Below are 24841 nucleotides of genomic sequence, written 5' to 3' on the forward strand. Positions count from 1 at the left end.
TCAAGACCTGCTGACCCCGGACGGGCCCCTGGCGGCGCGAGCCAGATCACGGCGGGTGTCCGACCTCGCAGATCCGCGGTTTGGCGGGCTCAGGCGATATCATGGACCGGATTGCGTACCCGCCCCCGGAGCGCCGCTGAGGCGCCCGGGAGAAACGAGGATCATCGAGCATGACGGACACCCCGATGGGCCCGGACGACCCCGGCAACGAGACCCCCGACGAGGCGACGAACGACGAGATCTCGACGGGCAATCTGACCCAGCGGACCGATCAGATCGACCTCCAGGTCGAGGTGCAGCGCTCCTACCTCGACTACGCGATGAGCGTCATCGTCAGCCGCGCGCTGCCCGACGTGAAGGACGGCCTCAAGCCGGTGCACCGCCGGGTGATCTATGCGATGTACGACGGCGGCTACCGGCCGGACCGCGGCTGGAACAAGTGCTCCCGCGTCGTCGGCGAGGTGATGGGTCTGTACCACCCGCACGGTGACTCGGCGATCTACGACACGTTGGTACGCCTCGCGCAGCACTGGGCCATGCGCGCCCCGCTGGTCAGTGGTCAGGGCAACTTCGGCTCGCCCGGCAACGACAAGGCCGCCGCGATGCGCTACACCGAGTGCAAGATGGCGCCGCTGGCGATGGAGATGGTCCGCGACATCGACGAGGACACCGTCGACTTCAAGCCGAACTACGACAACAAGGACACCGAGCCGGTCGTCCTGCCGGCCCGCTTCCCGAACCTGCTGGTCAACGGCTCGACCGGCATCGCGGTCGGCATGGCGACGAACATCCCGACGCACAACCTGCGCGAGGTCGCCGAGGCGGTGCAGTGGAGCCTGGATCACCCCGACGCCGAGCCCGAGGAGCTGCTCGAGGCGGCGATGGAGCGGGTCAAGGGCCCGGACTTCCCCGGCGGCGCCACCATCGTCGGGCGCTCGGGCATCGAGCAGGCGTACCGCACCGGCCGCGGTTCGGTGATCATGCGCGCGGTGATGGACATCGAGGAGGACAGCAAGGGGCGCCAGCAGATCGTCGCCACCGAACTGCCCTACATGACCAATCCCGACAATCTGATGCTCAAGATCGCCGAGCTGGTCAACTCGGGCAAGCTCACCGGCCTGGCCGACATCCGCGACGACACCTCCGCGCGTACCGGCACCCGCCTCGTCTTCGTGCTCAAGCGGGACGCGCAGCCGCGGGTGGTGATGAACAACCTCTACAAGCACACCGCGCTGCAGGACACCTTCGGCTGCAACATGTTGGCGCTCGTCGACGACGTGCCCCGGGTGCTGCGGCTCGACCAGTTCATCAGCCTGTGGGTCGCCCACCAGATCGACGTCATCCAGCGCCGCACCCGCTACCGGCTGCGCAAGGCCGAGGAGCAGGCGCACGTCTACCGCGGTCTGGTCAAGGCGCTCGACGCGCTCGACGAGGTGATCGCGCTGATCCGACGCAGCCCGAACACCGATGAGGCACGCACCGGGCTGATGGCGCTGCTGGAGATCGACGAGATCCAGGCCACCGCCATCCTCGACATGCAGTTGCGCCGCCTGGCCGCGCTGGAGCGACAGAAGATCGTCGACACGCTCGCCGAGATCGAGGAGCGGATCGCCGACTTCCGGGCCATCCTCGCCTCGGAGGAGCGGCAGCGCGAGATCGTCGGCAACGAGCTGCGCGAGATCGTCGACAAGTACGGCGACGAGCGGCGTACCAAGATCATCGCCGCCAGCGGAGACATGTCGGAGGAGGACTTCATCCCCGACTCCGACGTGATCGTCACGATCACGCACGGCGGGTACGCCAAGCGCACCGCGACCGATGCGTACCGCGTGCAGAAGCGCGGCGGCAAGGGCGTGCGCGGGGCCACGCTGAAGGCCGACGACGAGGTGGCGCATCTGTTCGCCACGTCGAATCACCAGTGGGTGCTGTTCTTCACCAACCTGGGCCGGGTTTACCGGGCGAAGGTGTGGCAACTGCCCGAGGCCTCCCGCGACGCGCGCGGCGGCCATGTCGCCGGCCTGTTGTCCTTCCTGCCGAACGAGCACATCACGCAGGTGCTGACGCTGCGCGGCTACGACGACGCGCAGTACCTGCTGCTCGCCACCCGCAACGGCCTGGTCAAGAAGACCCCGCTGGAGGCGTACGACTCGCCGCGCCAGGCCGGCCTGATCGCGCTCAACTTCCGCGACGAGGGCGACGAGCTGATCGGCGCCGGGCTGGTCAGCGACGACGACGACGTGTTGCTGATCTCGAAGAAGGGCCAGGCGATCCGCTTCGCCGCCGCGGCCGATCAGCTCCGGCCGATGGGACGGGTGACGTCCGGTGTCACCGGGATGAAGTTCCGCGACGGCGACGAGCTGTTGTCGATGTCGGTGATCGATGCCGACACCCCCGAGGATGATCGCTTCGTGTTCACCGTCACCGATTCCGGGTACGCCAAGCGCACGCCCGTCTCGGCGTACCGCCAGCAAGGTCGCGGCGGCTTGGGGATCAAGGCGATGAAGCTGAACGAGAACCGCGGCGAGCTCGTCGGCGGTCTCGTGGTCCGCGATGCGGACGAGGTGATGGCGATCAAGAACAGCGGACAGATCACCCGCTCGGCGGTGGCCGAGGTGCCGGTCAAGGGCCGCGACACGATGGGCGTGAAGTTCGTTGGGGTACGCGGCGACGACCGCGTCGCCCGGATCGCCGTCAACCCCGAGCAGACCGCGGAGGCCCAGGAGGCCGGGGTGGCCGACACGCCTGCCGCCGACGGGTCCGACGAGGGTGTCGCGGGGGACAATGCTGGTCAGACCGCGGGCGAATCGACGGAATCCGGCGCCGTGACGCATGATGGTGGTTCGGGGACGGGTAGTGTCGCTAGCGATTCGCCCGATGACACCGCAGCAGCGGAGGAGACTGAGCAGTGACCAACGGCAATCAGACGAGCGGCGGGCGCGCCGGTTCCGGCTCGGCGGAGGCGGTCAGCCGCGCCGACCGGATCATGGGACGCTCGGACTCGCCCACGCGCGCCGACGGACAGCCTCCGCGCAATGACGGGACGGCGCCGGGTCAGAACGGCCGGGCGGGCACCGGCACGACGACCACCGCCGAGCGCAAGCCGCAGGGTCGGACGACGCAGAGTTGGCGGCCGCCGAGCAAGCCCACCCAGGGCGCGGCTGGCAACGCGGCCAAGAACGCCGGGAACGACAAGGCCGGCAACGATACGTCCGGATCGGCTCGTCCGGCCGGCGGCAACGGCGGCCCCGTCGCCACTGGTCGCGCCGCCGCGGCGGTGCCGCCGAGCGGCACCGCGGGACGCAACGGGACCGCCTCGCCGCAGCAGGCGCGCGGCAACGGGGCGCTCGCTCCGGCGACCCGACAGCCCGCCACCGACCAGACCACCCGGCTGCCGAGCCAGCGCACGGCGGCTTCGGCCTCCTCGGCCCCGGCCCGTCCGCGCTCGGGCAGCGCCGGCACCGCGAGCAGCGTGACGAGCGCGTCGCAGTTCGGCGCGGCGCGGCGTACCCGCAAGGCACGCCTGCGGCTCGCCCGGCTCGACCCGTGGTCGGTGATGAAGACCGCGTTCCTGTTCTCGATCGCCGCCGGCATCATGCTGGTCGTGGCGACCGCGGCGGTCTACGGCGTATTGGAGACGTCGGGCCTGTTCGATGCGATCAACACCTCGGTGAGCCAGGTCGTGTCGTCGCCGAACGATCCGAACCAGTTCGACATCAAGCAGGTTCTCGACTTCCGGCGGGTGCTCGGCGCGGCCGCCGTGATCTCGGCGCTGAATGTGGTGATCTTCACCGCCCTGGCGACGCTGTTCTCCTTCCTCTACAACATCTCCGCGACCGTCCTCGGCGGTCTGGAGGTCACTCTCGCCGAGGACTGAGGACGCGCGATCAGTTCGGGGGTACGCTCAACCGGTGAGTGATGACATCACTACCCGCGCCAGGGAGCTCCTCGACGACGAGGGCGGCCGTGCGGAAGAGTTCGCCGAGCTGGCGGTCGACCTCAGCCAACAGCCCGATCTGGGCACCACGCTGGAGGCCGTGACGGCGGCCGCGCAGCGCACCCTGGGCGGCGACGGTGGCGGGATCTTCCTGCACGAGCGCGGGCGGCTGGTCACGGCCTGGGCGACCGACGAGTCCGCGGAGCGCGCCGAGCATCTGCAGAACGAGCTGAACGAGGGGCCCTGCATCGACTCCGCGCTCGAACCGGAGTTCCGGATCAGCGCGGATCTCTGCGACGAGCCTCGCTGGGCGAGCTGGTCGCGGCGGATGGTCGAGCTGGGTTGGCGCTCGGCACTCTCGGCGCCGCTGCTGGCGCCCGGCGGCGAACCGATCGGGTCGCTCAACCTCTTCTCGCCGTTGCCGAGCGTGTTCTCCGATGACCTGGCCGACCTGGCCGCGGTCTTCGCCCTGCATGCGTCGGTTGCGGTCCTGAATGCCCGCCGCGAGGAGAATCTCAACCGTGCCATCGCGGCCCAGCACCGCGTCGGGGTGGCGCAGGGGATCGTGATGGCGCAGTTCGATGTCGATCCGGGCCGGGCGTTCGAGCTGATCCGGGCGTACTCGCAACGGGCGAACATCAAGCTCGCCGCCGTCGCGAGCTATGTGATCGAGCGCCGGGGCCTGCCCGGCGCCTGACCGGCAGCGAGTTGCCCTCGCGGCAGCTATCGTGAGACCAGGTCGGTCCGGTTCAACAGTGCAGCCGGACCGACTCTGCTGCCCCCGGGCGACTGCGCGACGATTTGGCCGGCCCGGCGCGATGGGCTAGCCTTTTGCGGCGCGCGGGCCTATAGCTCAGACGGTTAGAGCGCTGCCCTGATAAGGCAGAGGTCACTGGTTCAAGTCCAGTTAGGCCCACCACGACGCCCCAGGAAGGACTCACCCGGCGGGGGCGATCAACTCGGGCCGCCCATCAGGTCTCGACCCGGGGGATCACCCGGGCCCGCTCCGTTGTTCACGGCCGCCAGATAGCCTGCCACCAGAGCGTCGGCGACATCGATGATCACGGAGTCTGGCGGCAGGAACCTCGCATCGTGCAGGCCGCCGCCGGCCTCGCCGGTGCCGACGAAGATCATCAACGACGGGACCTCCCGGCCGAAATAGGCGAAGTCGTCCGAGCCGAAGGACCGCCAGCGGCGATCGACATCGCGGCCTGCCGAGGCCAGCAGGGCCGCCGCGCCCGATGCCAGCCGCGGGTCGTTGATCAAGGTCGGCTCGGCATCCAGATAGCGCACGGTGCCCCGCGTACCGTGGGCTGCCGCCGATGCGCCGACGATCTCGGTCAGCGCCTTCTCGATCTGCAGCCGGTCCTCCTCGCTCATGAACCGATAGGTACCCATCGCGCGCGCGGTCTCCGGCACCACATTCGGCGCGCTGCCCGCCTCCACCATCGTGATCATCAACACGCTGCCGGAGGTCGGGTCGATCCGGCGGGCGCTGATCTGCTGGCTGGCGGTGATCACCGCGGCCAGGGCCAGGACCGGATCGGCCACGGTGTGCGGGTACGCGCTGTGCCCGCCGCGGCCCTCGATCAGCACCTCGAAGTCGCCGACACCGGCGTTCACCGCGCCCGGTGCTACCCCGTACCGGCCGGCCGGCAGTCGCGGTTGCACGTGCGCGCCGATGATCGCGCCGAAGTCCGACCCGAACCCCTCATCCAACACATCGCGTGCGCCGGAGCGCAGCGACTCCTCCCGCGGCTGCAGCAGCACCTGCAGGGGCAGCGGGAGGGGCAGGGTCCGCGCGGCTCGCGCCACCGCGACCGTCGCCGCCAGGTGCACATCGTGGCCGCACGCGTGCATCGCGCCGTTGGTCGCCGCATAGGGCGCGCCCGTGCGCTCGTCGATCGGCAGCGCGTCGAGCTCGCTGCGCAACACGACCGGGGCACCTCTCGGCGTACCCGCCGTCGGGATCCGCAGCAGCCGGCCGGTGGTCGCGGTCACGACCCCCGGATCGCCGGGGCCCGCGTCGTCGCCCGCAGGCGCCAGCAGCGCCTCGGTCACCAGCTCGGTCGTATCCGCCTCGTCGCCGCTGAGCCGCGGATCGGCGTGCACCCGATGGCGCAGCTCGATCGCCGCCGGCAGCTCCTCGCGGATCCGCTGCCGCCAGTCCTCACCCAGGGTCATGCCCCCGATCCTGCCGTGCCGAGCTCCCGCCGCTGCGCAGGCCCGCCGTTCGGACGCTCGCTCAGGTACCTGCCGAGGCTGCGTGTGCCTGCCGGGCCCGCTGGCGAACCGCACCGATCTGACTCGCGCGCGCATGGCACGGCAGGCGCAGGCCGTGGTGGCGCGACCAGCGATCGGCCGACCGTTGTCGAGCGCCAGATTGGTGCGGCTCGGGCTGGGTCGACGCGCCGCGATGCGATATTCGGCGCCCCGAGAGCGGCGCAGGCGCGACAATGACCCGGCGCCCGCGCGATGGCCGCGCAGGCCCACCGCCAGGAGAGATCATGACCCACGACACCACCGCTGCGCCGACGCCGCCGCGGCAGATGCGGCGGGTGGCGGCCGCCAGCGCCTTCGGCACCAGCATCGAGCTGTATGACTTCCTGATCTTCGGCCTGGCCGCCGGGCTGGTCTTCCCGCGGCTGTTCTTCCCCGAGTCCGAACCACTGATCGGTACGCTGCAGTCCTTCCTGGTCTTCGGCGCCGGATTCGCCTCCCGCCCGCTCGGTGCCCTGGCCTTCGGCCACTTCGGCGACCGCTTCTCCCGCCGGACGATGCTGGTGGTCTCGCTCGTCGCCACCGGCGCCTGCACGGTGGCGATGGGGCTGCTGCCGACCTATGCCAGCGTCGGCGTACTCGCCCCGATCCTGCTCGTCGCGCTGCGGATCCTGCAGGGATTCTTCATGGGCGGCGAACAGGGCGGGGCATTCCTGATGGTCACCGAGCACGCCCCGGGCGGCCGCCGGGCCTTCTACGGAGCGTTCGTCACCGCCGGCTCGCCCATCGGGTCCATCCTCGGGATCGGCGCATTCCAGATCGTCTCCGCAGCCACCGGGCCGGCCTTCCTGGACTGGGGCTGGCGGGTCCCGTTCCTGGCCTCGGCGGTGCTGATCGCGGTGGGCATCTACGTGCGGCTCGGGGTCGCCGAAAGCCCGGTGTTCCGCAAGCTGGCGGCCGAATCGCGGGTGCGCCGGGTGCCGATCGCCGGCGTCTTCGCCACCGCCCTGCCGCTGGTGCTCGGCGGCATCCTGGTCAACCTCGGCTTCAACCTGTTCATCTTCATCATCAACTCCTTCACCGTCGCCTATGGCACGCAGCAGCTCGGCATGGGGCGTACCGACATCTTGATGAGCGGTCTGTGGGGCTCGGTCGGGATGATGATCACCGTGTTCGTGGCCGGCGCGCTCGCCGATCGTTTCGGGCTGGTCCGGGTGATGCTGATCGGCGCGATCTTCCAGGTTGCGTGGGCATTCCCGTACTTCTGGTTGATCGACACCCGCAATCTGGGACTGCTCTATCTGGCGGTGATCATCGGCTACGTCGGCCTGAGCTTCGTCTTCGGGCCGATGGCGGCCTACTACGTCAGCCTGTTCCGGCCGGAGTACCGCTACTCCGGGGTCGCCCTCTCCTACAACCTCGGCGCCGTGCTCGGCGGTGGCCTGTCGCCGTCGCTCGCGACCGCACTGCTGGCCGCGTTCGACGGGGCCAGCGCGGGGATCTCGGTCTACATCGCCCTCGGCGGCGTGCTCTCGGCGATCGGCCTGTTGATCACCGCCAAGCAGGTACGCCGGGCCCGGATCGACGCCTGAGCAACCCGCAGCCGCGAACCGAACCGGCAGGTGCGGGCCGAGTATCGCTCGCGGGTGCCGGTTGGGTTCGCGGGTGCCGGTTGGGCTCGCGGGTGCCGGTTGGGTTCGCGGATGGGCGGGCGTACCTGGATCCGCGGGCTGAATCGGCAGGTGCGGGCTGAGTATCGCTCGTGGGTGCCGGTTGGGCTCGCCGGTGCCGGTTGGGTTCGCGGATGCCGGTTGGGCTCGCGGGTGCCGGTTGGGTTCGCGGATGCGGGGGTACGCGGCGCCGGTGGCGGGTACGCCGATGCGGAAGGGCCCGGCCCGAACGACGTCGGACCGGGCCCCTGCTCGGATGATTCACGCACCGATGATCATCAACCGGATTGCCACTCGCAGGATGATCGGCAACCGTTGATCAGTCCTGCACGGTGAACCGGATGGTGTCGGTGAACTGGCGACCGTAGGCGTCGGTGGCAACCACCTTCGCGCTGTGCGTACCCGGCTCGAGGTCGCTGCTCAGCGGCAGCCGCCACAGATGGCCGCTGGCCTGGGTGATGCTGCCCGAGGTGAGGAGGTTGCGGGTCGCGGCGAACGGATCGGAGTACTCCCAGCCCTGGTTCAGCGCCTCGCCCTTCCCCGGCTGGGTGTGCTTCGCCGCCACGGCGTCGCCACCGTCGACCGACACCTCGACCTTCGCCGCGGTCGATCCGGCGTAGAAGTCGGCGGTCAGCCAGGTCTCGTCGAGCTGATCGGCCGGCACCGCTCGCGGGTCGCCGAGGTTGGGCGCGTCGCCCTTCTTGCCGCCGTCGCGCCACGCCTTGGTCTGCTCGGCCCACTCCCGCCAGCGCGGCGAGTTCACGCCGAGCGCGAGCTGCAGGTCGTCTGCCTCACCGCGCACGGTGTAGCGCTCCCGCAGCTCGGTGCCGTCGATGTCGAGCGTCATCACCCCGGGGCGCGCGCCGTCGACCATGAACGCATAGGGCAGGCCCTGTTCGTCGAGGCCGCCCGAGTACCAATCGCCCGACACCGCGCCGGCGATCAACTGGTGCTGCGGCAATTCCTCGATCCCGGCCTCTGCCCACTCGGCGCGGCGATCGCCCGGCAGCAGGCTCTCCAGCGTGTGGGTGTGGCCGCCGATCACGGTGACCTCGCGGTCGCCGAGGACGTCATAGACCTCCTTGGCGTTGTCCAGCACGACCTGCCGGTGATCGACCAGCGGCGCGTGCGTGGCCAGCACCACCTTGCGATCGGCGGGCACCTTGGCCAGATCCTTGGCGAGCCAGTCGAGCTGGCGCTGGTCGACCTTCTCGGCGTACTTGCGGCTGCCGGGGGTCAGCGGGAACTCGATGCTGTCCAGCACGACGAAGTGGGTCTGCCCGACGTCGTAGGAGAAGTACGCCGGGCCGATCTTCTCGCGGAACGTGTCCACGCGATGCGACGGGTCGGGGGCGTCGTAGTCCATGTCGTGATTGCCCATCGCGGCGCGGATCGGGCCGTTGGACTCGCGGTAGATGTCCTTCAGCGCCGGATACAGCGACAGGTCGTCACCGACATTGTCGCCCAGCATCAAGATCCCGCAGCCGCCGTAGTCGCGGCGCTGCGCCAGATCGGCGACAGCGCCGTCGCGGGCGTAACCCACCTGGAGCATGTTGTAGACCTGCGTGTCGGACGCGATCGGGCAGCTCTGCTCCGACAGCGCGGTCGCGTCGGACTTGGCCAGCGGGAAGTTCAGCGCCTTCGGGACCGGGCCGGTGGGGGCGATGCCGCCGTACTTCAGCGGGGGCGAGCCCTCGGGCAGGTGGTTGTAGGAGAACTGCGCGAACTGGAACTCGTCCACCGGCACCTGCCAGCCGGCGGGCTGGGTGACGAAGACGGTCATGTTGTCGAACACCGGCAGCGAGTAGCGGCCGTTGCGATCGGTGGTGACGACCTCGCGGCCGTTGGAGACGGTCACTCCGGCGATTCCGGGCTCGTTCGCGTTGTGCCGGGAGTCGAGGTTGGTGTCGTCGAAGACGGTGCCCTTGATCGTGCGCGGGTTCGCCGCGCCGCCGCGTACCACCTCGACCTCGCCGACGTAGGTGTCCGGCTCGACCACGGCCGGATCGGCGGGTGCGGTGGGTGCGGGTGCCGCGTCGGCAGCGGAGGGTACGCCGAGCGCGGGGGACAGCGCCAGCGCCGCGAGCGCGGTGCCGGCAAGCGCTGTTCGGGCGCGCAGCGGCGACGGGTTCGGGTTGGGGGGCATGGTTCTCCTCGTAGTTGTTACTGCGGGTGATTACCGTTTTCGACACTAGGACCGGTGCGTGAAGTCGAGGTGACAGCGAGACGAAGTCCGGAGGGCAACCGTCGGCCATGGTCACCCGGGGGAGAACGCGGTATAACCGAGCCATGACGTCGGCACAGCAAACGGTGGTGCGCTTCGACGCGCCGCTGGAGAGCGTGGGTACGCAGACCCTCGCGCGGCTACCGGCCGACGCGAGCGCCGAGCTGCCCTCGCGAGGACAGGTGAGTGTGGCCGGCACGCTCGGCGACCAGGAGTTCCGCACGGTCGTCGAGCCCGATGGCGAGCGCGGGCACTGGCTGCGGATCCCGGCCGAGTTGCAGCGGCGCGCCGGGGTGGGCCCGGGGGACCGGGCAACGTTCGAGCTCGTCCCGACCCGCGACTGGCCGGAACCGGACGTGCCCGGCGATCTCGCCGAGGCGCTGTCGGCGGCATCGCCCAAGGTCGCGGAGAAGTGGCGCGACATCACCTCGATGGCGCGCTGGGAGTGGGTGCGCTGGGTCAACGCCACCGCCAGCGCGAAGACCCGAGCGAGCAGGATCGAGAAGACCGTCGCCAAACTCGACGGCGAGCACCGGCGGCCGTGCTGCTTCAACCTCGCGGCGTGCACCGATCCCGAGGTTTCGCGGAGCGGGCGGCTGATCGGCCCCTGACCGGGCGGCGCGCGTTCGTGGCCCGGGTCAGTCGCGCACGGTTCCCGACCCATGGCCCAGGATGCCGTCCAGCAACCAGCCGAGGCTCGTCTCGAAGAGGCGGCGTACCCGTGCGATCGACAGTGGCGCATCGGCATCGGTCCGGACCAGGGCCGCGGTGCCGATCGCGTGGGTGATCAGCGCGAGCCGGGCCTGATCGGGATCGGCGACGCCCGCCCGTGCCAGCAGGGCGTCCATGGCGACACCCAGGCGCACGGCGTTCGGTCCCCGCGATCCCTGCCGGGCAAGGAAGATCGGCACCAGCTCGGGGTGCCGCAGGAGCGTGCCGAAACTCTGCTTCATGATCGTCGTCAGCCCGGCACGCGGGTCGGCCAACTTCCGCGGCGGCCGGATGCCCGCCAGCGACGCGTCCAGCACGGCGTCGAGCAGATCGTCCTTGTCCCGCACGTGGCTGTAGAGCGCATTGGGCGCGACGCCGAGCTCGCGGGCCACCGCCCGCATCGACACGCCCGGCCCGCCGCGCTCGGTGAGCAATCGCGAGGCCGTGCCGATCACGGCGGCGCGGGTCAGCCCGGCACGTTCGCCGGGTCCGCGAGAACTCGTCTCGGTGATCATGGACTTATTGTACGCCATCCAGTTATACTGGACAACGTACAGCTCATCGAGAGGGGCGAATCCATGGCCGCAACGGGACCACAGATCATCGAGGGCGTGGCGGGGGGCGTACCGTACCTGGCGCTCCCGCCGGCAACGCGCCGGGCGGATGCGCCGGTGGTGATCACCTGGCACCTGATGGATCCGCCGCGCTCGCCGGCCGCGATGGCCGCAGCGCTGCCGCTGGCCGGGCTCGACGCCTGGCGGATCCACCTGGAGCTTCCGATGACCGGTGCGCGGATGCCCGAGGGCGGACCGGAGGCGCTGATGGCGAAGGGCTTCGAGGACGCGGTGCTCAACCTGCAGGGGCCGATCGCCCAGCAGGGCAGCGCCGACCTGGCAGCCGCCTGGCCGGAGCTGGTCGACCAGCTCCGCCTGGGCGCGCCGCCGGTCGCGCTGCTCGGCGGGTCGATGGGTTCGACCGTGGCGCAGCTCGCGACCGCCGAGACGGCGCCCGGGCTGGACATCGACCTGCGAGCGCTGGTCCTGGTCTCGCCCGCGGCACAGTTGCGCCCGGTCGTTGCGGCGATGAGCGCGGAGTTCGGGGTGGAGTACGCCTGGTCGCCGGCCTCGGAGGCCGTGGCGGACCGCCTGGACTTCGTCGCCCGGGCGGGAGAACTGGCGGCCGCGGTGCCGGCTGTAATGATCGCGGTGGGCGGCGCCGACCAGCCCGACGGCTTCGTCGCCCCGGCCCATGCGCTCGGAGAGGCGCTGACAGCCGCGGGTGCCGACGCGCAGGTGGTCGAGCTCCCCGGCGTCGCGCACGCGCTGGCCGATGAGCCGGGGCTGGAGGCCGCGCCGCAGACCGACGCGGCGCGGGCGGTCGAGACCGAGGTCGAGCCCTGGCTGGCGGCGCGCCTTCGCTGATCCTTGGACCCGCGGGCCCGGTCAGGCGGGTGCGTCGCTGGGCGTACCCTCCTCGAACCGGGCCCGCCCGATCCGGTTCGCCGCCAGGGCGAACGCCACCGCGATCACCACAAAGATCCCCGCCAGTGCGACGAACCCCGCGATCGTGTGCCCATCCGCCGGGAACAGCAGCATCGTCAGCACCGCCGATCCGACGAAGGCCACATTGAAGACCATGTCGTAGAGCACGAAGACGCGCCCCTTGTACTCGTCCTCGACATGGGCCTGGACCAAGGTGTCCACACCGATCTTCAGCGCCTGCGCGGCCAGCCCCAGCCCGAACGCCGCCACCACCAGCGTCGGCTCGGTGATGATCGAACCCGGCGCGAGCTGCAGCACGGCGGAGCTGATCAACATGAACGAGATGGTGTTCCGCAGCCCGATCCGGCGCGCCAGCACCGGCGTGACCGCCGCAGCCAGCAGGAATCCGGCACCGGTCGCTCCGACCCAGACGCCGAGCCCGGCCAGTGCCGGACCGACCTCGTCGACGCGGTGGAACCAGTTGCGGTAGAGCAAGATCACGCTCACGGTGATCATGCCGTACGCCAACCGCTGGGCGAAGATCATCACCAGGCCAAGCCCGGCCGGCGAGCGCTCCCGCAGGTGCCGCACGGCATCGCCGAGGCCGACCAGCACCAGCCGGGCGCGTCCGGCCCACGAGCCGCTGCCCCGGCGTACCGTCCGATGATCGGGCCCCAGCGCGTCGCGGGGAATCCGCAGCGCCAGCACCACGCTGATCACGAAACCTCCGGTGCCCGCGGCGAAGATCAGCGCGTCGGCCTGCCAGGCTGGCATCGACGCCCCACCGACCAGCCGGATGGCGCCCGCGGTGCCCGCGCCGATCGCCGCGCCCACCGGGCCGACGACCGGCATCACCGAGCTCGCCAGTAGGTACTCGTCCCGATCGACCGTGTGGGTCAGTGCCGCCGACATCCCGGCCATCATGAACCGGTTGATGCTGAGCGCCAGCAGCGCCAGCACGAAGAACCCGGTCAGCGCGGCCGGCGTGCGCCCGCCGAGCAGCACCAGCGCGCACAGGCCGGCCGCGAGCAGGACGCGGATGAGATCGGTGATCACGAAGACCTGCCGCCGGTTCCAGGTGTCGAGCGCACCCGAGACGAACGGACCCACCAGCGAGAAGGGCAACAAGGTGACCGCCAGCACCGCCGCGATCGAGCCGGCATCGGGCTGATTGTTCGGCGAGAACAGCACATAGGTCGCGAGGCCCACCTGGAGCGCGGCGTCGCTGGCCTGGGTGGCGATCCGCAGCGCCAGCAGCCGCCGGAACAGCGGGTGCCGCCACAGCCGGCGCAGCGCGCGGGGGAAGTCCACCGGGCAAGCGTACGGGCGCCGCCGCGGGGGCCGACCACACCGCCGGTTCGGGGGCCCGGTCCGGCGCAACGAATTGGACACTATTCGAAACGACACGACACGGACCGCTGTTGCACGTGGGGCAGATCGCGATAGTGTTCCCGCGTTCCCGGATGGGCTCCCCCCCGAGGTCCATCCGGGAACCCTCACCTTGACGCGGGCTCGATTTCCGGGCCCCCACAGACATGAACCGGCCCCGTCGCACGATGCGACGGGGCCGGTTTCGGTTCGGGCAGGGAATCAGTGGAAGTGGATCAGGATCTTCCACACGCTGGCGTCGACGGTGGAGCCGGCCGACAGCTTGTAGTTGGCCCGGAAGGTCTCGACGGCCTTCTGCGTGGCCGGGCCGAAGCTGCCGTCCACATCGACGGAGTAACCGTGCGCGTTCAGCTCGGTCTGCAGCGCCTTCACGGCGGCGCCCTTGGCGCCCGGCTTCAGCGTCGGGACCAACTTGGCCCAGGTCGCCGGCCCGACGATCCCGTCGTCGGTCAGGCCGTTGCGGGACTGAAAGGTCTTCACCGCGGCCTTGGTGGCGGGACCGTAGGAGCCGTCGACATCGACCTTGATCCCGGCCTGCTGCAGCGAGTACTGCGCAACCTTGACCCGGGTGGACTTCTCACCGTAGGCGATCTGCTTCCAGTCATAGCTGACGGGCGTGTCGCCGTCGACCAGGCTCTTGGCCCGCTGCTCGAGCTCGCGCGCCTTCGACTCCGCCTCGTCGTAGCGATCCGGGAAGGCCGAGCGCTGCACGGCCTGGGCGATCCGGCCCGCGGACCAGCTCGGGTTGCTGGCCGCCTTCGGAATCGCCTGCTCGAGGAACTTGTTTGTCGCATAGGTGACGTCGCGGATCTGCTCGGCGGTGCCCCAGCCCTGCGACGGGCGCTGCTGGAAGACGCCGAGGGAGTCCCGGTCGCCGCAGTTCAGGTTGTTGGCGTGCGACTCGACCCACGCCGTCTCGTAGGTGGCCAGCCGCACCTTGGCGGAGGCCTTCTTGGCGTTCAGTGCCTGCTCCACCTTGATCAACACATTGTCGTCGGCCTTGGCGGGCACCGCGCAGCTCACCTCGGCGGGCAGCGGGGCCGCGGGGGCCGGTGCGGCGTACGCGGTGCCGGTCAGCGGCGCCAGCAGCCCCGCGGTGGCGCCCGCGGCCAGGGCGAGGCCCGCGAGTCCGCGTACCGGACGGATGCTCGTGTTCTTCATGATCGTTCTCCTTCGGTCGGTTCTCTTGGGTCGGTTCTTCGGGGGTCGGGTCGGTTCTTCGGTGGGGAGTCGGGTACGCCGGGATCAGCCGACGGCGGGCTGCTTGGTGTCGAAGTGCCACGGCTCGGAGGAGACGGTCCACTTGAACCCGTACTTCTGGCCGTTGGCGCGCAGCCACTTGTGCGCGGCGCTGCCCCAGCCGCTGTTCTTCACATCGATCGCGAGGCCGTACTCGTGGATCGAGGTGCCCGGCTTGGCGGTGTTCGGCGAGCAGCTCGACGCCGGCATCTGGTAGATGGCGTACTCGCTCGTTCCGCAGTGCTTCTTGCGCAGTGCGATCTGCTCGTCGCGGCTGCGCCAGGAGCTGTTGCTGGACAGCGTCACGCCGTCGCGGGCCGCGGCGTCGACCATCGCGTTGACGCTCGGCACCAGGCAGGAGGCGACGCGGAAGTTGCCCTTGGCGACGCCGGTCCGCTCCTTGCCGATGCCGCCGCTGATCGAGTCCGAGCACTTCTTCCAGTCGCCGACGGCGGCCTTCGCGCCGAACAGGTACGCCCAGGTGGTGGCGTCGACCTTGCCGGTCTGGCTGACGCCGACCTTGGACTGGAAGGCCTTGACGTACTTCTCGGTGGTCGGGCCGAACGATCCGTCGATGTCGAGGGAGTAGCCGACCTTGGACAGCAGCGTCTGCACGGCCTTGGTGGTGTTCTTGTTGGGCGAGTTGGGGAAGCCGGTGGTCGAGGTCAGCGACTTCATCGTCTCCGGCCCGGCGGAGCCGTCGACCTGCAGGCCCTTCTTCTTCTGGTAGGTCGTCACGGACTCGGTGGTCTTCGGGCCGTAGGAGCCGTCGGCGTCGGTGGGTACGCCCCACGCGCTGAGCAGGTACTGCAGGGCGGTGATGTTGGATGCGTCGGACCGGGCGCTGACCGACGGGGTCGGCGCGCTGGCCCGCTGGGTCTGGCCGCTGTCGCTGGTCGAGTCGTCGACGGGCGCGGCGTGGGCGGCCTGGGCGCCCAGGGCGAGCAGGGGAGCGGCGAGCAGTGGGACGGCTGCCGCGGCGGCCTTGCGGAAGGCGTTCATCGGGTTCTCCTGGTGGGTGGTGCCGGGGTGTTGCGTACCGGCCGATGGCTCCACTCCAGCGGCGGCGGGCCGCGTCCGGGAACTGCCGGAACGTCCGGACACCCGTCCGGCGCGGACCGGACGCGTCCGGCTAGGGTGTCCGCGTGCAACCGGCCGAGGTGTTTGCGAAGCGGTTGAAGGGCGCTGTGCGCGGGCACAGCGTGCGTCGCCTGGCGAAGGAATCCGGGTGGGGCCGCTCGACCGTGCACGACTGGCTCTCGGGTACGCGGGTCCCGAGCGCGGAACAGGTCGACGACCTGCTGGAGGCGGCCGAGGTGCCGCCGCAGGCCAGGTCGGAGGTGCACCGGTTGCGCGACGAGGCGAGCAGTCAGGCGGGCTCGCCCGGCAGCGCGGCCGCGGCACCGGCCACGGCCGCCGCGAACGGAGGCCCGGTCCTCTCACATGTTGAGATGCCGGCGCCCGAGGCGGCGGCGCCGGACGACGAACCCGCAGCCGGGCTCGCAGTCGCCCCGGGCGCGTCGCCGGCGACGCCCGGCTCGCCCGAGCCGCCGGCGCCCGCGCGATCGGCCGGGCCGAGGGGCCGGCCGATGCTGCTGGTGGCGGTCGCCCTGCTCGGGGCGCTGCTGATCGCCGGCGCGGCGTTCTGGCTGGGCCAGCGCTTCGGGCGCGGCGGCGTCGATGCGGCCAGCCCGGAGCTGGTGCCGGCCCGGATCGCGAACACCCAGGACCGCGGCGTGGTCGGGCGCGCGCTGCCCACCCGAGAGTCCGACCATCTGGCGTCGTTCTTCAACGACGAAACCGTGTTCGTGGTCTGCCTGCTGCCGAACGGCGAGCCGATCACCGACGACAAGATGGGTCAGACGCGCACCGTCTGGGCCCTGCTCAGCAACGGCGTGTGGATCAACGACCTCTATCTCGATCTGGACCGGAGCTGGGGCCCGCCGGGCGCCCCGCCGCCCCCGCTGCGCTTCTGCCGCTGAGCGCCCCGGCAAGCAGATGCGGCCATGACCGCAACCTGCCAGTTCCGTGGTCCCGACGGCGTCGGCGGCTCGGCTAGCGTCCGTGACTCACGACCTTCGGAAGAAGGCTGTGGACAACCGGGGGAATCGCTTCCAATCGGCATGCGCCGATCTGTTGACTGGCTCTCGTGGTGCACAGCCGAGAGGGAGCCATGACGGTCGACGAACGCAGCCGGACGCCGGCGCGGGCCAGCGCGCCTGCCGAGCAATCGTTCGCGGATCCGTTCCAGGTACGCCCGGCGCAACCCCCGCTGCGGCCCCGGCGCCGGCCCAAGCTGATCGCGGCTGGCGTGCTGGCCGTCTGTCTCGGCGGCCTCGCCGGCGCCGCGATCCACCTGCAGTCGATCGACCAGACGCCGGTGATCATGGTCACCCGGGCGGTGGCGCGGGGCGAGGTGATCGAGGCGGCCGATCTCGGCACCGTCGGCATCGGCGCGGCGCCGGGGCTGGCCACCGTGCCCGCGGCAGAGCTGGAATCCCTGATCGGCCAGACCGCACGGATCGACCTGGCCGCGGGCTCGGTCCTGCCGGCCGGCGCCGTCGGCGCGGACCCGCTGCCGGAGGGCTTCTCCCGGGTCGGGTTGCGGCTACCGGCCGGGCGCCTGCCGACCAGCCCGCTGCCCCCGGGCGAGCCCGTCTCCCTGGTCCCGGTGCAGCCGACCAGCGGCGAGAACGACGACAAGCTCGCCGGGATCGGGCCCGTGGCGGCGACCATCGCCGCCTCGCCCGAGCTGGCGCCGGACCAGTCGGCCTGGCTGGTCGATGTGAGCGTACCGACCGGTGACGCGCGGCTGGTCACCGAACTGGCCGCCGCCGACCGGATCGCGTTGGTCCACGAGGCCGGCTGATGGGCATCGTGTTGCTGACCGCGGCCGCCGGCTCGCCCGGTGTGACGACCAGCGCGCTCGGCCTCGCGCTGCTGTGGCCCGGCGACACGGTTCTCGTCGATGTCGATCCGCATCCGAGTCAGGCGGTGCTCGCGGGCTATCTGCAGGGATCCGACGGCGCCGGTCGCGGGATCGCCGCGCTCGCCGGCGCCCAGCGGCAGCCGCAACCGGCGGACCTGCTGGCGCACTGTCTCCCGCTGACCACCGAGACCAGTCCGCAGCGCGTCTTCCTGCCGGGCTTCAGCCGGCCCGGTTCGCAGCATGCCCTGGCGGGGGCGCTGCCGGGGGTCGGCCAGGCGCTGCGCGACATCGACGCCGGCGGCAGTCAGGTGATCATGGATGCCGGCCGGTTCGGCCACGAGGGGCCGCCGCGTGACCTGCTAGGCCTCGCGGCGACCGTGCTGGTCCTGACCCGGACCACCCTGCGCGCGCTGGCCGCGCTGCGGTTGCACCTGAGCATGATCAACCAGCTCGCCGCCCATGCCCGGGTCGGGCTGGTGCTGATCGGCGAGGGACAGCCCTACACCTCGGGCGAGATCGCGGCACAGTTCGCGGTGCCCGTGCTCGGCAGCGTCGTCGATGACGCGGCGGGCGCGGCCGTGCTGTCCGAGGGCGGTCCGGTGCCGCGCCGCTTCGCCCACGGCCGGTACGCCCGATCGCTGCGGGTGCTGGCCGAGCAGCTCGCCGACCGCGATCCGGGCGGCGCGCGGGCCTACCCCTCGGCGGTGGCCAGATGAACCGCCCGCTGGATTCCGTCGCCCTCTTCCGCACGCCGACCACGGTGCCCGGGGTGGAGACGGTGTTCGCGCGGGATCGGGTTCCGCGCCCGCCCGGCCGGATCGACTGGGCGCTGGTCGTCGAGCTGCGTCGGCGTGCCGCACAGGAGATCACCGACCGGACCAGGGTCGCCGACGCCGGCGCCGACCGGGCGTTGACCGAGGACGATCGGCGCCAGCTCGGCGCGTCGGTGATCCGCGCGGTGGTCCGCGATCATGCCGAGCAGCGCAGTTATCTCGGCGAGGAGCTGTGGAGCGCGGCCGAGGAGGATGCCTATGTCGCGGCGCTGAGCGATGCGATCTTCGGCTACGGCCGGCTGCAGCCGCTGTTCGAGATCCCGGGCGCGGAGAACATCGAGCTGAACGGCGCCGATTCGGTGATGGTGCAGTACGGCGACGGGCGGCGCGAGGCGCTGCCGCCCGTGGCCGACAGCGATGCCGAGCTGGTCGAGGCGATCCGCTTCCTCGGCGAACAGGCCACCCCGAGCCGGCCCTTCGACGACGCCCACCCGACGATGACCCTGGCCCTGGGTGATCGCTTCCGGTTGCACGCCATCGGCTTCGGCCTGGCGTACCGGCCGTCGATCACGATCCGCCAGCACACGCTGACCGAGGTCACGCTGGAGGAGCTGGCGGCCGGCGGGATGATGACGCCACAGGTCGCGGAGTTCCTGCGGCTGGCGGTGCTGGCCCGCAAGTCGATGGTGATCAGCGGTGATCAGGGCGCCGGCAAGACGACCCTGCTGCGGGCGTTGATCAACGCGATCCCGCCGACCGAACGCTTCGGCACGCTGGAGACGGACTACGAGTTGCTCACCCATCTGCGGCCGGAGCGGCACAATGTCGTCGCCCTGCAGGCCCGGGTGGGGATCGGCGAACAGCTCGACGGTCGCCGGCTGGGCGAGGTCACGGTCGCGGACCTGATGCCGGAGGCGCTGCGGCAGAACCTGTCGCGGATCGTCGTGGGCGAGGTACGCGGGGCCGAGGCCGGCGCGATGTTCGAGGCGATGACGGCGGGCGCCGGGACATTGAGCACGACCCACTCCCACTCGGCGGCCTCGACCATGGACCGGCTCGCCTCGCGGGTCGCCCAGGGCGGCGTCGTCGGGATCGACGAGGCGTACCGCCAGATCGCCCACAACGTGTCCTTGCTGATCCACGTCCAGTTGATCGACGACACCTGGCGCGGCGGCGCCCGGCACCGGTTCATCTCCGAGATCCGACAGGTCACCGGCGCCATCGACGGCGACCGGCCCGCGACCCACCTGACCTGGCTGGCCCGCGGGACCGGTGCCGACGGGGCCGGCTTCAGCCCGGACCCGTCACTGCTCGCCGAGCTGGCGCCCTACCGGGGCGGAGGCCCGGCATGAGCGCGGTGCTGGTCGGCGTCTGCGGCGCGTTGGTGGCCGCCGGACTGGTGGCGGTGATCGCCGGTCTGCGGCGTACCCACATCGCACCCCCGGCCCAGCGGCTGAGCCTCGAGCAGCGCTGGGCCCGGGCCACCCGACGACCGCCCGGGGCCGCGGGCCGGCGCCGCGATCGGCTGCTGGGCGCGGGCCTGCTGCTCGGGCTGGTGGTCTTCGCGATCACGGGCTGGGTGCTCGCGGTGCCGCTGGTCCCGCTGGTGGTGTTGGTGGTGCCGTACCTGTTGGGTACGCCGGCGCAGCGCGACATCATCATGATGGAGGCCCTCGATCGCTGGGTCCGGACCTTGGCCACGCTGATCCCGACGGGCAAATCGGTGGTCGATGCTGTCCGCGCCGGTCGCCGTCAGGTGCCCGAGGCGATCGCGCCGGAGGTGGAGCGGCTGATCGGCCGGCTCGACGACCGTTGGGCGCCGGAGGCCGCGCTGCGGGCGATGGCCGACGATCTGGACAGTCCGGACGCCGATTCCGTCGTCGCCGCCCTGATGCTGGCGACCCGGCGGGGCGGGACGGGCGCGACCGCCACCCTGAAGGCGCTCTCGGACAGCATCCAGGACCGGCTGCGGGCCCGCCGCGAGATCGAGGCCGAGCGCGCGAAGCCCCGCGTGGTGGTGCGCCAGGTGACCATGATCACGCTGATCGTGTTGGGCGCGTCGCTGTTGTTCGGGCGCGACTTCCTCGCCCCCTATGCCACCCAGATCGGCCAGTTGATCTTCGCCGGACTGGTGGCCGCCTATCTCGGCTCGATGGTGATGTTGCGCCGGCTGACCAATCCGCCGCGGCGCGACCGGATCCTGGTCCGGCGCGGGTCCGACCGCGAGGCGGTGAGCGCACCGTGACGACGACCCTGGGCCTGATCGTGCTCTGCGGCGCCGTGGTCGCAGCGGGTGGCTGGCTGTTGCTGCGCGGCCTGGTCCCGGCCCAGCCGAGGCTCGGTGATGTCCTCGCCCGGCTGGACGATGCCCCGCTCGCCCGCGCGGAGGCACCGGCCTCGGCCGAGGCGGAGAGCCGCTCCGCGCGGCTGGGTGGCTGGTTGCACCGCCGTGGCTGGCTGCCGCTCGGCGAGGGCCAGCGCAGGATGCTGGAGCTGCAGGGCAAGACGATCGCCGAGTACGGGGCAGACAAGCTGATCATGGCGGGCCTGGGTCTGGTCACGCCGGTGATCGTCGGCGCGTTGCTGGGCTCGATGCTGGGCTGGGCCGCTCCGGTGCCGGTGGCCGCCGGCATCGTCGGCGCGGTGGTCGGCTGGTTCGTACCGGATCTGCTGCTGCGGCGTGGGGCGGCGGTCGCCCGGGCGGGTGCCGGTGAGGCCCTGTTCACCTTCTTCGATCTGGTCGTCCTGGAGCGGATGGCCAATCTGTCGGCGACCCAGGCGGTGACGACGGCGGCGGCGGTGTCCGACGCACCGTTGTTCGACCGCGTCCGGACGGCGCTGAGCCGGGCACGGTTGCAGCAGCAGGCACCGTGGGACGAGTTGCGCCGCCTCGCGAACCGGCTGAACCTGCCCGAGCTGGGCGACATCGCCGACGTCATGCAGCTCGACGAGTCCGGTGCGGCCTTGACCGAGACGCTGCGTGCGCGGGTACGCGAGCTGCGCGATGCCCATCTCACCGTGTCCCGGATCGCGGCACACGAGGTGTCGGAGCGGATGACGGTCTACATGGTGCTGCCCGCGATGATCTTCGGCCTGATCTTCCTCACCCCGCCGCTGATGCGGCTCGTCGGGTTGGCGTGAACGATGCCTGCTCCCGCCCGACTCCTGCACCGACCGGCCGATCGCCGCAACGCCCATCACCGGACCATCCACCGCACGAACGACGAAGGGAACCGACATGATCGACAAGACCAGGCAGTTGCTGACGCTGATGCTGGTGCTCTGCACCACCCCGGCGCCCCGGCGAGACGAGCGCGGGCTCTCCCAGTCCACGGAGAATGCCATCCTGCTGGCCGGCGCCGTCACCATCGCCACCCTGGTGATCACCGCGGTCTATGCCTACGTGAACGGCCGGATGCCCAAGTAGCGCAGGGGTCTCGGACCTCCGCACCGGAGGATCGACCATGATGCGGGCGCTGCGCGGCCTGGGCTCGGCGCTGCTGCTGGGCGCGCTGCTGGCCGGCGTACCGGCCCTGTTGGTCCGGATCGGGCGCTGGCCCCAGCTCGGTTGGCGAGACCTGCTCCGTCCCGACGACGGCAGCCTGCTGTTGGGCGCCCTGACCGCGGGTGCGTGGGCGGCCTGGCTGGTGATCGCCGCGCTGGTGCTCGTCGAGATCGTCAATGCCGTGGCCGGATTGCGCATCCGGCTGCCGGGGGTGGCGGGGCCGCAGCGGTGGGTCGCGGGCCTGGTGCTCAGCGTCGCGGCCCTGATCGGGTCCAATCATCCCGCCCAGGCCGCACCCCCGCCGGCGGCGCCGGCCGCTCCCGCGGCACCCGCCGGCGAGGCCGGACAGGCCGCCGACCGCGACGAGCGCGCGGCCCCGCAGACGTCGCGCTGGGCGACCCATCGCGTGCAGCGCGGAGACACCTTGTGGGATCTCGCGGAGCGCTACTACCGCGACGGGATGGCGTGGCAGCGGATCCGCGACGCCAATGCCGACCTGATCGACGACCCCGACGAGCTGGAGATCGGCTGGCGGCTGGTGCTGCCGGGCGTGACCGCCGAGGCGGACGGGAACGACGGCCGACCCGCGGATCGCGGCCAACAGGAAGACGCCGATCGCCGCGGGGCGTCGGGGGAGCGGAGCGAACCCGCGGCCCAACCGCGCCGGCCGATCAGCGATCCCGGTGCCGGGCCCGCGTCCCGGCGAGCGGCGGAGCCCGCCGGGCGGCCGACCCCGGTCGGCGAGCCGGCGGCGGAGGCGGCCCTGGCCGGGGTTCCGGCGCCGGAGCTGGCCCGGGCCGGCGCTCCGGCGGCAGGCGTCGCGGTGGGTGCCTCCGCGCTGTTGGCGGCGGGCGTGGTGGGCACGGTGGCGCTGCGCCGGGCCCGCCAGCTCGCCGAGCGGGCACCGGGTCGTCGGCTGCCCGACCCCGGCGCAGCCGCGCGGCGGGTGGAGGCGGCCCTCGGTCAGCGGCAGCGGCCGAACCTGCTGCGCCGGGTCGACGCCGCGGTGCGGGAGGCCACCGCCACCCTCGGGACCGGCTCCCGAGTGCGCCTGGACCGCGTGCTGGTGGCCGGCCCCGCCGCCGCGGAGGATCGGGCGGGTGCGATCACGATGATCTTCGACGCGCCGCCGGGCCCCCCGCCGCCGGGCTGGCTGGCCGACGGGTCGGCTTGGCAGTGCCCCGCCGGGCACGAGCCCAGCCCCGCCCCCCGGCAGCCCACCCGGTGGCCGGCGCTGGCCTGCATCGGCTGGGTTTCCGATGGATCGATGCTCATGGTCGACCTGGAGTCCCGGCCGCTGCTGAACCTGGGCGCGGCCCGCCGTGACGCCTCGGGCGCCGAGGTGGCCGAGGACTTCCGCGCGGCCCTGATGCTCGAACTGACCTGCGCGCCCTGGTCGGAGCAGGCGCGAGTGATCATGATCGGCGGCGACACCGATTTCGTCACCGCGCTGGGGGAGCCGCATGCGGCGGCCGCGTCCGACCTGGCCGAGGTCACGCCCTGGCTGCGCCGGTTGATCATGGAACGCCGGGCGGCCGGCGGCGGGATCGCCCAGCGCGCCGACCCCGACCGGGCCGATGCCTGGCAGCCGGTCGTGCTGCTCTTCGCCCGGCCGCTGGGAGCCCGCGGCCTCGGTGAGTTGCGAGAGCTGCTCGCCGACGCGCGAGGGCTGGGCGTCAGTGCCGTCTGCCTGGGCGAGCCCGACGAACCGCTGGTCGATGTCGGCGGTCGACCGGCGGACTGGTTCGGCACCGACTTCGCACCGCAGCTCATCGACCGCTCGGTCCGCGCCGGCGTCACCGCGCTGCTGGCGGCGAGTCGGGATCCCGCCGCCGACCGTGCCTGGTGGTGGGCCGACGACACCGCAGCACCCGACCGCCACACCACAGCACCCGACCGCCACGACACCGAGTCGGCGGGCGCCCGGATCACCTGGCTTCGTCCGCCGGGCGATCGGGCTCAAGATCATTCCGCCAGCTCCACGCCGAGCCAGGAGGCGTCTGCCGTGAACGACCCGCCCGCGCATTCCTCGTCTCCCGCCGCCCCGGTGGTCGGCCTGCTCGGGCCGGTGCGACTCACGGGGACGACCGGCGTACCGCCGAGCCGGGCGGGCCGCCAGTGCGTCGAGTACGCGGCCTGGTTGCTGGAGCATCCGGGCGCGACCGGGCAGGAGATGGCCGCGGGCCTGCTGGTCGCCGAGGGGACGCGGCGCTCCAACATGAGCCGGCTGCGGCTGTGGCTCGGGCACGACGCGGACGGGCTGGCGTACCTGCCGGAGGCGTATTCCGGGCGCATCGAGCTGCATCCGGATGTCACCTCGGACTGGCTGCGCCTGCAGGCGTTGCTGGTGATCGGCGTCAACCGGGCCGCCGACGGCGCCCTGCGCGCGGCGCTGGAGCTGGTCCGCGGTGCGCCGCTGGCCGATGCGGCCCCCGGTCAGTGGACCTGGGCCGAGGAGCTGCGTACCGACATGTGTTCCATGATCAGGGACGCGGCCCACGTGCTGGCCGAACGCGCGCTGGCCGGCGGCGACCATGCCACCGCGCGCTGGGCGTGCGAGCGTGGACTGCTGGCCGCCGAGGAGGACGAGCGGCTGCTCTGCCTGCGGCTGCAGATCGAGCACGACACCGGCAACGCGCTGGACGCCGAGCGGCTGGCGCTGCGGATGACCCGGCACGCCCGCGCGCTGGGCGTCGACCTGTCCGACGACACGGTCGCCGTGATCCAGCGGGTGCTCGAGGGGCGGCCGCGCCGGCGCGCCTGACC

20 protein-coding genes and 1 tRNA gene are annotated in these 24841 nt (G+C 71.8%); 15 read left to right on the forward strand and 6 right to left on the reverse strand.

Annotated elements, in window-relative coordinates:
- Positions 1-170 precede the first annotated feature (170 nt).
- From gyrA to GGQ54_RS08250, 4 genes are all read left to right on the forward strand, one after another.
- Positions 171-2909 carry a DNA gyrase subunit A gene (gyrA, locus tag GGQ54_RS08235; RefSeq protein ID WP_179444949.1) on the forward strand — a complete coding sequence of 913 codons (2739 nt, stop codon included), beginning with the start codon at positions 171-173 and terminating at the stop codon, positions 2907-2909.
- The gene (locus GGQ54_RS17370) at positions 2906-3874 is read left to right on the forward strand and encodes a DUF3566 domain-containing protein (protein ID WP_179444950.1); all 969 of its coding nucleotides are present in this window, start codon (positions 2906-2908) and stop codon (positions 3872-3874) included. Before gyrA ends, GGQ54_RS17370 begins: the two co-directional genes overlap by 4 nt.
- Positions 3875-3908: 34 nt before the next feature.
- The gene (locus tag GGQ54_RS08245; protein ID WP_179444951.1) at positions 3909-4631 is read left to right on the forward strand and encodes a GAF domain-containing protein; all 723 of its coding nucleotides are present in this window, start codon (positions 3909-3911) and stop codon (positions 4629-4631) included.
- A 145-nt stretch (positions 4632-4776) separates the two neighbouring features.
- A tRNA-Ile gene (locus tag GGQ54_RS08250) sits at positions 4777-4853 on the forward strand.
- 35 nt (positions 4854-4888) lie between these two features.
- Here GGQ54_RS08250 and GGQ54_RS08255 read toward each other — a convergent pair.
- Entirely contained in the window at positions 4889-6118 is a 1230-nt protein-coding gene (locus GGQ54_RS08255; RefSeq protein ID WP_179444952.1) for a M20 metallopeptidase family protein, read from the reverse strand.
- Positions 6119-6441: 323 nt separating this feature from the next.
- Here GGQ54_RS08255 and GGQ54_RS08260 point away from each other — a divergent pair, with 323 nt between their 5' ends.
- A complete protein-coding gene (locus GGQ54_RS08260) occupies positions 6442-7746 on the forward strand; it encodes an MFS transporter (protein WP_179444953.1) in 1305 nt (434 codons plus the stop codon).
- Between the two features lie 397 nt (positions 7747-8143).
- Here GGQ54_RS08260 and GGQ54_RS08265 read toward each other — a convergent pair whose 3' ends face one another.
- Positions 8144-9970 (reverse strand): calcineurin-like phosphoesterase C-terminal domain-containing protein, encoded by a 1827-nt coding sequence (locus GGQ54_RS08265; RefSeq protein ID WP_179444954.1) that lies wholly within the window; start codon positions 9968-9970, stop codon positions 8144-8146.
- A gap of 143 nt (positions 9971-10113) precedes the next feature.
- Between GGQ54_RS08265 and GGQ54_RS08270 the strand changes: the two genes are divergently transcribed.
- Complete coding sequence (locus GGQ54_RS08270; RefSeq protein WP_179444955.1) at positions 10114-10659, forward strand: YdeI/OmpD-associated family protein; 546 nt, start codon at positions 10114-10116, stop codon at positions 10657-10659.
- 27 nt (positions 10660-10686) lie between these two features.
- On the opposite strand, the gene GGQ54_RS08275 is transcribed toward GGQ54_RS08270, so the two are convergent.
- Positions 10687-11274, reverse strand: a complete 588-nt coding sequence (locus GGQ54_RS08275) for a TetR/AcrR family transcriptional regulator (RefSeq protein ID WP_179444956.1) — start codon at positions 11272-11274, stop codon at positions 10687-10689.
- A 63-nt stretch (positions 11275-11337) separates the two neighbouring features.
- Between GGQ54_RS08275 and GGQ54_RS08280 the strand changes: the two genes are divergently transcribed.
- Positions 11338-12180 carry an alpha/beta hydrolase family protein gene (locus tag GGQ54_RS08280; protein WP_179444957.1) on the forward strand — a complete coding sequence of 281 codons (843 nt, stop codon included), beginning with the start codon at positions 11338-11340 and terminating at the stop codon, positions 12178-12180.
- Positions 12181-12201: 21 nt separating this feature from the next.
- On the opposite strand, the gene GGQ54_RS08285 is transcribed toward GGQ54_RS08280, so the two are convergent.
- The 3 genes from GGQ54_RS08285 to GGQ54_RS08295 form a co-directional block, all read right to left on the reverse strand.
- The gene (locus GGQ54_RS08285; RefSeq protein ID WP_179444958.1) at positions 12202-13551 is read right to left on the reverse strand and encodes an MFS transporter; all 1350 of its coding nucleotides are present in this window, start codon (positions 13549-13551) and stop codon (positions 12202-12204) included.
- 279 nt (positions 13552-13830) lie between these two features.
- Positions 13831-14790, reverse strand: coding sequence for a peptidoglycan-binding domain-containing protein (locus tag GGQ54_RS17375; RefSeq protein WP_179444959.1), 960 nt, complete (start codon positions 14788-14790; stop codon positions 13831-13833).
- 84 nt (positions 14791-14874) lie between these two features.
- Complete coding sequence (locus GGQ54_RS08295; RefSeq protein ID WP_179444960.1) at positions 14875-15870, reverse strand: peptidoglycan-binding protein; 996 nt, start codon at positions 15868-15870, stop codon at positions 14875-14877.
- 143 nt (positions 15871-16013) lie between these two features.
- Between GGQ54_RS08295 and GGQ54_RS08300 the strand changes: the two genes are divergently transcribed.
- The 8 genes from GGQ54_RS08300 (at position 16014) to GGQ54_RS08335 (ending at position 24839) form a co-directional block, all read left to right on the forward strand.
- Complete coding sequence (locus GGQ54_RS08300) at positions 16014-16850, forward strand: helix-turn-helix domain-containing protein (RefSeq protein WP_179444961.1); 837 nt, start codon at positions 16014-16016, stop codon at positions 16848-16850.
- 191 nt (positions 16851-17041) lie between these two features.
- Positions 17042-17737: an SAF domain-containing protein gene (locus GGQ54_RS08305; protein ID WP_179444962.1), complete on the forward strand. Its 696-nt coding sequence runs from the start codon at positions 17042-17044 to the stop codon at positions 17735-17737.
- A complete protein-coding gene (locus GGQ54_RS08310; protein ID WP_179444963.1) occupies positions 17737-18513 on the forward strand; it encodes a hypothetical protein in 777 nt (258 codons plus the stop codon). The genes GGQ54_RS08305 and GGQ54_RS08310 overlap by 1 nt, the downstream gene beginning before the upstream one ends.
- Positions 18510-19922, forward strand: coding sequence for a TadA family conjugal transfer-associated ATPase (locus tag GGQ54_RS08315; RefSeq protein WP_179444964.1), 1413 nt, complete (start codon positions 18510-18512; stop codon positions 19920-19922). Before GGQ54_RS08310 ends, GGQ54_RS08315 begins: the two co-directional genes overlap by 4 nt.
- Positions 19919-20815: a type II secretion system F family protein gene (locus GGQ54_RS08320; RefSeq protein WP_179444965.1), complete on the forward strand. Its 897-nt coding sequence runs from the start codon at positions 19919-19921 to the stop codon at positions 20813-20815. Before GGQ54_RS08315 ends, GGQ54_RS08320 begins: the two co-directional genes overlap by 4 nt.
- On the forward strand, positions 20812-21711 hold the full coding sequence (locus GGQ54_RS08325) for a hypothetical protein (RefSeq protein WP_179444966.1): 900 nt from the start codon (positions 20812-20814) through the stop codon (positions 21709-21711). Before GGQ54_RS08320 ends, GGQ54_RS08325 begins: the two co-directional genes overlap by 4 nt.
- 97 nt (positions 21712-21808) lie before the next feature.
- Positions 21809-21997, forward strand: a complete 189-nt coding sequence (locus tag GGQ54_RS08330) for a hypothetical protein (RefSeq protein WP_179444967.1) — start codon at positions 21809-21811, stop codon at positions 21995-21997.
- A 37-nt stretch (positions 21998-22034) separates the two neighbouring features.
- Positions 22035-24839 (forward strand): LysM peptidoglycan-binding domain-containing protein, encoded by a 2805-nt coding sequence (locus tag GGQ54_RS08335; protein ID WP_179444968.1) that lies wholly within the window; start codon positions 22035-22037, stop codon positions 24837-24839.
- Positions 24840-24841: the final 2 nt, after the last annotated feature.

Source organism: Naumannella cuiyingiana, from assembly GCF_013408305.1.
Taxonomy (GTDB): Bacteria; Actinomycetota; Actinomycetes; order Propionibacteriales; family Propionibacteriaceae; genus Naumannella; species Naumannella cuiyingiana.

Bases quoted from the DNA above. Each gene is read 5' to 3' on its own strand.
- gyrA (WP_179444949.1), top strand. From the start codon at position 171: ATGACGGACACCCCGATGGGCCCGGACGACCCCGGCAACGAGACCCCC.
- GGQ54_RS08255 (WP_179444952.1), bottom strand. From the start codon at position 6,118: ATGACCCTGGGTGAGGACTGGCGGCAGCGGATCCGCGAGGAGCTGCCG.
- GGQ54_RS08260 (WP_179444953.1), top strand. From the start codon at position 6,442: ATGACCCACGACACCACCGCTGCGCCGACGCCGCCGCGGCAGATGCGG.
- GGQ54_RS08265 (WP_179444954.1), bottom strand. From the start codon at position 9,970: ATGCCCCCCAACCCGAACCCGTCGCCGCTGCGCGCCCGAACAGCGCTT.
- GGQ54_RS08270 (WP_179444955.1), top strand. From the start codon at position 10,114: ATGACGTCGGCACAGCAAACGGTGGTGCGCTTCGACGCGCCGCTGGAG.
- GGQ54_RS08275 (WP_179444956.1), bottom strand. From the start codon at position 11,274: ATGATCACCGAGACGAGTTCTCGCGGACCCGGCGAACGTGCCGGGCTG.
- GGQ54_RS08280 (WP_179444957.1), top strand. From the start codon at position 11,338: ATGGCCGCAACGGGACCACAGATCATCGAGGGCGTGGCGGGGGGCGTA.
- GGQ54_RS17375 (WP_179444959.1), bottom strand. From the start codon at position 14,790: ATGAAGAACACGAGCATCCGTCCGGTACGCGGACTCGCGGGCCTCGCC.
- GGQ54_RS08295 (WP_179444960.1), bottom strand. From the start codon at position 15,870: ATGAACGCCTTCCGCAAGGCCGCCGCGGCAGCCGTCCCACTGCTCGCC.
- GGQ54_RS08305 (WP_179444962.1), top strand. From the start codon at position 17,042: ATGACGGTCGACGAACGCAGCCGGACGCCGGCGCGGGCCAGCGCGCCT.
- GGQ54_RS08310 (WP_179444963.1), top strand. From the start codon at position 17,737: ATGGGCATCGTGTTGCTGACCGCGGCCGCCGGCTCGCCCGGTGTGACG.
- GGQ54_RS08315 (WP_179444964.1), top strand. From the start codon at position 18,510: ATGAACCGCCCGCTGGATTCCGTCGCCCTCTTCCGCACGCCGACCACG.
- GGQ54_RS08320 (WP_179444965.1), top strand. From the start codon at position 19,919: ATGAGCGCGGTGCTGGTCGGCGTCTGCGGCGCGTTGGTGGCCGCCGGA.
- GGQ54_RS08330 (WP_179444967.1), top strand. From the start codon at position 21,809: ATGATCGACAAGACCAGGCAGTTGCTGACGCTGATGCTGGTGCTCTGC.
- GGQ54_RS08335 (WP_179444968.1), top strand. From the start codon at position 22,035: ATGATGCGGGCGCTGCGCGGCCTGGGCTCGGCGCTGCTGCTGGGCGCG.